Raw genomic sequence first — 8,275 nt, 5'->3', positions numbered from 1 at the left:
TATGCTGTTTAAATTCATTAAAGCTAGAGCGATAGGGTAATAGCTCTAGCTTGGCATACTGGCAGGATCAGTCAATAGCTAAAAAAGATCCTTAGAAAATAATTTGTCTTGGTGAATAGTTACAAAAATTATTGTTTTTATGTCTTCTCATTTACTCCTCTTGCTCTTCTCTTTGTGAATAGTGTTTTATTTAAGTAATTAAAAGCTACGCTTTTAGAGGAAGTAATAGATCTAAAAAAGATTGTTTTTTATGTCTTCTCATTTACTCCTCATTCGCTTCTCTTTGTGAAATAGATTTTGCTTTGTTTGAAGTGGTACAGATATTTATAAACAAAAACGCGACGCTTTATTGCTAAAGCGTCGCGTTTTTAATGCGTTATACAAACAAAATTACATGCTTTGTGCGTAGTTATACAGCGCCTTTAAAATTGTAAGATTTTTTTCGCTGTCGTCATGTTCATGCGCTAGGTTTTCAAGGGTAATCATAAAATCTTGTGCGTTAATCGACGGTTGATCTTCCCCGTGCATTAACTTGTTTTGGCAATACTGGCGCCATTGATCAAGCTCTTGCTGGTTTAACGTTTCAGGCCAGTTACGAGCGCGGTATCTAAACAACAACGTATTAAACTTTTTATCTTCAAAGTCTAAATTCAAACCGGCTAATTCATCTGGTTTTGCATCACGAATAATCGCAAACTTAGCTTTATCGGCATGGCTTGTAAACCCATCGTAAAGTAAGTAGTCAACGTTAGTAGTTGCGCTGTAATCGCCTTGCTCGTTAAACACTTCCGTTACTTTATCGCGAAGGTCGGTATTGGCTTTTAAAATAGCTAAGTTAGCTAAGCACTGCTCGCGGTCAATCCCAAGGCGGGCGGCGTTTTCAGGCAATAATGTTTTAGCTGGGGCTAAAATAGGGCACTTGTTTAAATGCACTAATTTTAAGCCAACAGGTAAATCGTCTTCGGCTAAATCTACACGTTTGGTGTATAAGCGTTTGCGTAACTCATCTACGTTTAAATCAATGAGCACTTGCGGGTTTTGAGTTAAATCAAAACAAATAACCGCGTTTTTATTAACCGGATGAAAGCTCATTGGTGCAACCCAGCTTGTACAGCCTTGCGTTGCTGGTATGCGCGACGTGGTATGCACCAGCGGCGTCATATTAAATACATCAACCAATTCAGCAAGGGCTTTTTTGCCACGCAAACCAAAAAAGAAGTTATACAGCTTTGGCTGTTTTTCTTTTATTAGCTTAGCCAGTGCAATAGTGGCGGTTACATCGCTTAGTGCATCATGCGCTGCGGCGTGTTCAATACCATTGGCTACGGTTAAATGCTCTAACTTAAAGCTTGGGCTGCCGTCTTCTTTTAACGGCCATTCAATCCCTTCAGGGCGCAGTGCGTAACAAGCACGTACTAAATCAATAATATCCCATCGGCTATTGTTATTTTTGTATTCACGCTCGTACGGGTCGTAAAAATTACGGTAAAAGCTATAACGACTTACTTCGTCATCAAACCGAATACTGTTATAACCGGCAACACAGGTGTTTGGTACACTAAATTCGGCATGAATTTTTGCTATAAACTCAGCCTCAACCAAGCCTTTTTTCATCGCCACTTGTGGCGTAATACCCGTAATTAAACATGCCTCAGGGTGAGGCAAGTAATCCGCTTGCGGCTTACAATATTCAATAAGCGGCTCGCCAATAATATTTAAATCAAGATCGGTACGAATACCCGCAAATTGGCTTGGCTTATCCTTTTGAGGGCTTGCTCCCCAAGTCTCGTAGTCGTGCCAATAGATTGTTGCTTGATTTTGCTCTTGATATGCCATGCTGAAAACCCTGAGTAGTTAACTTAAAAACGCCTAAATACGCGCCAAGTTACTAAAATAATGAATTATTTAGATTATGGCATATGGGCGAGGGAGTTTATAGGTTTGGGTAATAAATGATGTGTTAGTTGGAAGATTAAGCAAAAAATAATAGTCACGGAATGGTTACCAGCAATAAATTGACTTGGAGGTTCATGCAAATTAAAGTGAAGGCGTATTACTTAGGTTATTTTACTATGAAAAGGATGTCTAGGATGGTGGTATTAAATTCTCAAAAGGGATCTGAATGGAAGCGCTGGGATTTACATATCCATACGCCTTTTACTAAATTATCAGATGCATTTAAAGGGAAAGATGAAGATGGCGTTTGGAGGGAAGATAAAATTTGGGATGAATACATTAGAATCCTTTATGAATCAACTGTTCAAGCTTTTGGAATTACAGATTACTTTAGTTGTGATAACTATTTTAAATTGGTAGATAAATACAAAAAAAAATACCCAAACTCTAAGAAAGTTTTTTTTCCTAATATTGAACTTAGATACTCAGAGGCTATTAGTAAAAGTGAAACTAACCCTGATGTACACGTTATTTTTGATAATGATGAAGTAATTTGTTCACAAAAATTAATTGAAAAGTTTCTGTCTAAACTCCCTGTTTTGTTTAGTAATGAAAATGGAGCTGATACTTATTGCACTGACTTACAAACAGAAAATGATTTTGAATCATCTTCTGTCACAATTAGATGCCTTAAGAAAGCTTTGAAAGAAACTTTTGGGGAAAGTAAACCATATCTAATAGTGTTTCCTGCTAATAATGATGGGATTAGAAGTACCGACAATAAGTCCCCAAGAAAAGTAAAAGCTTCAGATACTATGGATGAATTCGCTGATTTATTTTTTGGTAACTCAAAAAACAAATCATGGTTTTTAAGAAATGATCGTTATGAAAATGGAAAGTCAGAGCCTAAACCTGTGGTTTCTTTTAGTGATTCACACTCATTTCAAGAACTTGATAGACTTGAAGGAAATGTTAAAGGTCATGAGGCTACTTGGATAAAAGCAGATTTAACTTTCCGTGGATTAAAGCAAATCTGCTTTGAACCTGAAGATCGGGTTTTTATAGGGGAAGCACCTCCTGTAAATGTAAGAAAAGCTCAGCAATCTACAAAATTTATCTCTCAGCTTAAAATAAACCAAATTGAGAAATATGATAAAAGAAATGGTGAATGGTTTCAGAATGTAAATATACCTATTAACCCTGAATTGACTGCGATTATAGGTAATAAAGGAAGTGGAAAGAGTGCATTAATTGATATTATTGGCTTACTTGGTGAAAGTAAGCAAGAAACACATTTTTCATTTTTATCAAACAAACCTAAAAACAAAAAATTTAAGCAAGTTGGATATGCAGAGAACTTCTTGGCGGAACTCATCTGGGAGAGTTCAGATTCAACTCAGAAGCACCTCTGTGATGAAGTAGACAAAACTAAACCGGAGGCTGTTCGTTATCTACCTCAAAACTACTTTGAAGAGCTCACTAACGATATTGAAATAATAGCTTTCAGGCGTGAAATTGAAAACGTTGTATTTTCTCATGTTGATGTTGCAAACCGACTAGGTTGTACTTCATTTGAGGAATTACAAGAATTTAAAACACAACAAAATGTAAAAGAGACTAGCTCACTTAAAACTGAGCTCAGTGAACTTAATACAGAAATCATTCGACTTGAGAGTGAACTAAATCCTATTTATAAAAATACTATTATTCAAAAGCTTATAGTTAAGAAGGCTGAGCTTAAAGCAAATGAGTTGAATAAACCTACTGAAGAAGTTAAGCCTGATGGCGCTAATATCGAGCAACAAGCATTATCAGAAAAAATGGAATCGTTATCTACTTTACTTGAAGAGATTGGGGAGGAGGGGAAGTTACAGCGGATTGATTTAGGTAATAAGAAAAATAGACTTCAAAAGCTTGTAATTCTTCAACAAAATTTAACCTCAATAAATTCCAGTTTTGAGCAAAAAAAGAGAGAACTTGATCCTGTTTGTTTAGATCTAGGGCTTAACTCAGATGACTTAATAAAAATTGAACTAAATATTTCACAAATCGAACAAATGAGAATTGAGATTTCTCAGAAAATTGACGAGATGGAGAAAGACAACGAATTGAAATTAAATTTGCAGTCAAAGTTCACTTCATTAACAAGCCTTCCTGACCTTCGTGAAGCATATAAATTCATACAAAAAGAAATAGATGAATTAAAGAACAAGCTCGGAACACCACAGAGAAAATATCAATCATATCTAGACAGATTGAGCCAATGGAATACAAAAAAGAAAGAAATTATTGGTAATAGTGATTCCCAACAAGATGGAACAATTAAGTTTTTAGAATCTAAGATTAGCTTTATTGAAAACGAGCTATCTCAAAAGCTCATTGAAGCCAAAGAAAAAAGAAAAAGCATATCGTTCAAAATTTTTAATAGTAAAAATAAAATATTAAGCTTTTATTCTGAACTAAAGCAAAGCGTTGAATTGAAGCTTGATAAAGTAAGAACTGATGAATTCCATGTTAATATAGGTTCTGCATTTATTGTCGAACAGTCTTTTTACAAACAATTTACAGACTTTATATCAAAACAAAAGCGGGGTTCCTTTTCTGGGATTGACGGTGCAAATAAATTAGTTAAGGAATTATCAGTTAACGTAAATTGGAATAATTTTGATGATATATATCATTTTATAGATAACATATTTGAAAAATTAAATAATTATGAAGACAAGCCTAACTTAATATCTGAACAAATAATTCAATTAAAAGATTTTTATAACTTCATATATTCATTCGATTATTTTTCACCAAAATATGAGCTTTGTTTAGGTGATAAAAACTTAAGTGAATTATCCCCAGGAGAAAAAGGATTATTGCTACTCGTTTTCTATTTACAACTTGATAAAAACAATATCCCTCTAGTTATAGATCAACCGGAAGATAATCTTGATAATGAGAGTATTTTTACAGTACTTGCTAATTGTATACGGGAAGCAAAGAAACACCGACAAGTAATATTAGTCACTCATAATCCAAATTTAGCAGTTGGTGCTGATGCGGAACAAATTGTTTATGTAAACTTGAATAAATCACAAAATTATCAATTTACATATGAATCCGGATCAATAGAAAATCCGAGAATAAATGAGAAGATAGTTGTTGTTTTGGAAGGGACACAGCCTGCGTTTGTCAAAAGAAGACTTAAATATCAAATTTGATGTTGTATTATTTTTTTACCGACAAAGCGCGGGAAATGTGGGGGGACTTACATTCAAAGTGGGCTAATGCATTTCCTCAAGGTGAAATAGTTATAACAAATAAAAGCTATCACTACCCGCAAAAAGATGAGCCAGAAATGGTTGAAGCCCAAGTAGTTAAGTTACTAGAACGCACTCAATAAGTTTAAGTTTCGTTGGTTGTTTTTATAAATATCAATTGTCGTAAATTAGTAATTTGGCATTAGACTAAAGTCTATAGGTTAGATTTATTCACTTATTAGGTTTGTTTTAATCGTTTGTCGGTTTTGTGTTAATTCTCTAAAGTTTAGTTGTCGGCAACAAGTACGGCTTAACCAACAGGACTACGACCATGAAACTTACTCTTATCAAAACTATCGCTCTTAGCTCACTACTTACATGTTCAGCTGCTGCAATGGCTGAGCAAAGTGATTACAAATTAATGGTTATTGAAACTGCAACAGCGCCACAGCCACTTGAGCAATCATTTAATAGCTGTGCACTGAATGTTAAGTCAAAAAATTACGCACAAGCTGAAGCAATTTGTACTAAAGCAATTGCACTTTTAAAAGACGCAGATGGCCCTAAATTTAAAGTACGCCAACTTACGTCATTCGCATTAAGCAACCGTGGTGTTGCACGTTTAAAAGCGAATAACGACACTGCTGGCCTTGCAGATTTATACGAAGCAAATGAAATGTCTAAAAGTGCAATGGTATCGCATAACTTAACTCGCGCTAAAGAAGACCTATCTTTGATAAGCGCTTTATAAAATACTTAAAAAAGTATGATATAAAATAGCGAGAGTAAAAAAGCCCATGTTAGGTTAATTCCTAACATGGGCTTTTTTGTTTTATTTAACGCGTGAGTTAATACTTTAAATACGTTAATTGAGTAGGGTGTGTATTTATAATTAATATTTTGGGTATGCTTGTTTAGGCTACACGAATATAATGCGAGATAACCGTATAAAAAATAATAATCCTTCTGCTTTGCTTGTTTTGAGCAAGGCATCATTAAATAAATATTGAGATTTAAACCATGGCACCAGGAACCAGCCTAAGCGTACTTGAAATAAGTGCGATATTTTTATCGATTACCGCGTTACTCACCTATGTAAACCATCGCTTTATTGGCTTGCCAACAACCATTGGCGTTATGGTTATTTCGATGCTTTTGTCTATCGGCGCTATATTTTTGGGCTTTTTAGGGTTTGATGATCTTATAGATTACGAAGTGAGCTTGCTCGATCAGTTAGATTTTACTGAAGTTTTGCTCGATGGCATGCTCTCTATGCTGCTGTTTGCTGGGGCGCTACATGTAAATGTTAGCGATTTAAGGCGCTATAAATTACCAATAGGTATTTTGGCCTGTGTAGGTACGTTGCTATCTACGGTTATTATTGCTGGGGCGCTTTATTTAGTTCTTCCTTTGCTTGGTTTTGATTTAGCATTTATTTGGTGTTTACTGTTTGGCGCGTTAATATCGCCAACCGATCCGATTGCGGTAATGGGAATTTTACAATCTGCGGGTGCGCCTAAAAGTATTGAAACCGTGATTGCGGGTGAATCGTTGTTCAACGATGGTATTGGCGTGGTTATTTTTGTGCTTTTATTGGGTGTTTTATCAAGTGGTGATATTCCTACAACTTATTATGTAGCGCACACGCTGGCGGTTGAAGCTGGTGGCGGTATTGCTTTTGGTTTGGTATTAGGTGGTATTTTATATTACTTACTTAAAAGTATTGATAGTTACCAAGAAGAAGTACTACTTACTTTAGCGGGCGTTATTGGTGGCTATGCACTTGCTAGCCATTGGCATTTGTCGGGCCCACTTGCAATGGTAATGATGGGGCTAATGGTGGGTAATCATGGTCGTAGTATGGCTATGAGCGACAAAACACGCCATTACGTTGATTTGTTTTGGGAGCTGATTGACGAAATTTTAAACGCCATTTTGTTTGTACTCATAGGGCTTGAAGTAGTTATGATTGCATTTTCGAGTAATTTATTTATTGCTGGTGGCTTAACTATTTTAATCGCATTACTCGCACGTTTAATTGTTGTGGGTATAACAACCACTACATTTAATAAGCAATTAGAGTTGCCATCTGGCGCATGGAAAGTTTTAACCTGGGGTGGCTTGCGTGGTGGTATTTCGGTTGCACTGGTATTGCAATTACCTGATGGGAACGAGCGCGATATTTTGTTGGCTCTCACTTATGCGGTTGTGGTGTTTTCTATTTTAATTCAGGGTTTGAGTATTGGTAAAGTAGCCAAAACTATCCGTTAAATATAAATCGGTTAAATGTAATTTTTAAAAAAGCGTGTGAAATAGCTGTATTTCACACGCTTTTTATTTTTCTTATAAAACAAAAGGGCAATTAAAACGTAAAGCTGAGCTGCACACCGCTGTAAATATGTTCTTGTGCTTCCCAGTAGTCGCCATCTATTTGGCGTGCTCGGGTAAATACTTCTATTTTAAATGGCTTAAAATGATAACCCGCTCCTATACCTGCGTAGCCGTCTATGTCGTTGTTCGATTTTTCTATTTGGTAGGTGTTATCGCCTCTATCGTTTTTAAAGGCGAGTTCGAACAGATCTAAGCCAAGCTCGGCGTATATAAAAAAGTCATTAAAATAACCAAGCTTCATGCCGTTGTCCCACGTTATAAATTCTTCTTGCTCGCCTTGTTTATTATTGATTACTGCCGCGCCAATTGCGCTGGTAAAAACAACACCAAAGTTACTGTAATTTTGCTTAACCATCATTTCTACACCTGCAGATGTAATGCTGCTATCGCCATTAAATTCTGATTTTATAAACATACCGGTGTTAGGCATGTCATTACCGAGCAAAAGCCTTGCGTTAGCATTTTGGCTAAATGATAAAAGCGTGCTTAATAAAGCAAAAAGAGGAAGTATGTGTTTCAAAAAAGTTAACCCATTAATGATGAAAAGTTACCAGAGCTGTAATTATAAATACATGACTTAGTATTGCATGTAATTAAATGTATAAATTTGGTAACTATTCAGCCTCATCTGAAATGAATACATCAGGCAGCTGATTTTTGAATAATAACTCAAGGGCTAGGCTTGCAGATACATATTGTTTTCTGCAAGTCGATAAATAGCTTCTCAGCAAGCAGAA

At 35.7% G+C, this 8,275-nt stretch carries 5 protein-coding genes and 1 pseudogene; 4 read left to right on the top strand and 2 right to left on the bottom strand.

Annotated features, from left to right (window positions below; all coding sequences use genetic code 11):
• Window positions 1-390 precede the first annotated feature (390 nt).
• Window positions 391-1,836, bottom strand: coding sequence for an exodeoxyribonuclease I (gene sbcB, locus H4J63_RS19100; RefSeq protein WP_182198002.1), 1,446 nt, complete (start codon window positions 1,834-1,836; stop codon window positions 391-393).
• A 194-nt stretch (window positions 1,837-2,030) separates the two neighbouring features.
• Between sbcB and H4J63_RS19095 the strand changes: the two genes are divergently transcribed.
• The 4 genes and pseudogenes from H4J63_RS19095 (at window position 2,031) to H4J63_RS19080 (ending at window position 7,418) form a co-directional block, all read left to right on the top strand.
• Window positions 2,031-5,108 carry a TrlF family AAA-like ATPase gene (locus H4J63_RS19095; RefSeq protein ID WP_182198000.1) on the top strand — a complete coding sequence of 1,026 codons (3,078 nt, stop codon included), beginning with the start codon at window positions 2,031-2,033 and terminating at the stop codon, window positions 5,106-5,108.
• An 11-nt stretch (window positions 5,109-5,119) separates the two neighbouring features.
• Window positions 5,120-5,290: pseudogene (locus H4J63_RS19090) on the top strand (alpha/beta hydrolase); the annotation flags it as partial.
• 188 nt (window positions 5,291-5,478) lie between these two features.
• Entirely contained in the window at window positions 5,479-5,898 is a 420-nt protein-coding gene (locus H4J63_RS19085; RefSeq protein ID WP_024612778.1) for a hypothetical protein, read from the top strand.
• Window positions 5,899-6,167: 269 nt separating this feature from the next.
• Complete coding sequence (locus H4J63_RS19080; RefSeq protein WP_182197998.1) at window positions 6,168-7,418, top strand: sodium:proton antiporter; 1,251 nt, start codon at window positions 6,168-6,170, stop codon at window positions 7,416-7,418.
• A gap of 91 nt (window positions 7,419-7,509) precedes the next feature.
• Here H4J63_RS19080 and H4J63_RS19075 read toward each other — a convergent pair whose 3' ends face one another.
• Entirely contained in the window at window positions 7,510-8,058 is a 549-nt protein-coding gene (locus tag H4J63_RS19075; RefSeq protein ID WP_182197997.1) for a hypothetical protein, read from the bottom strand.
• Between the last annotated feature and the right edge of the window lie 217 nt (window positions 8,059-8,275).

This window comes from Pseudoalteromonas sp. 5Ae-yellow (assembly GCF_014077565.1).
Classification (GTDB): Bacteria; Pseudomonadota; Gammaproteobacteria; order Enterobacterales; family Alteromonadaceae; genus Pseudoalteromonas.
The sequence above is the reverse complement of the archived record's forward strand: the minus strand, read 5'-3'. Positions and strand labels throughout refer to the sequence as shown.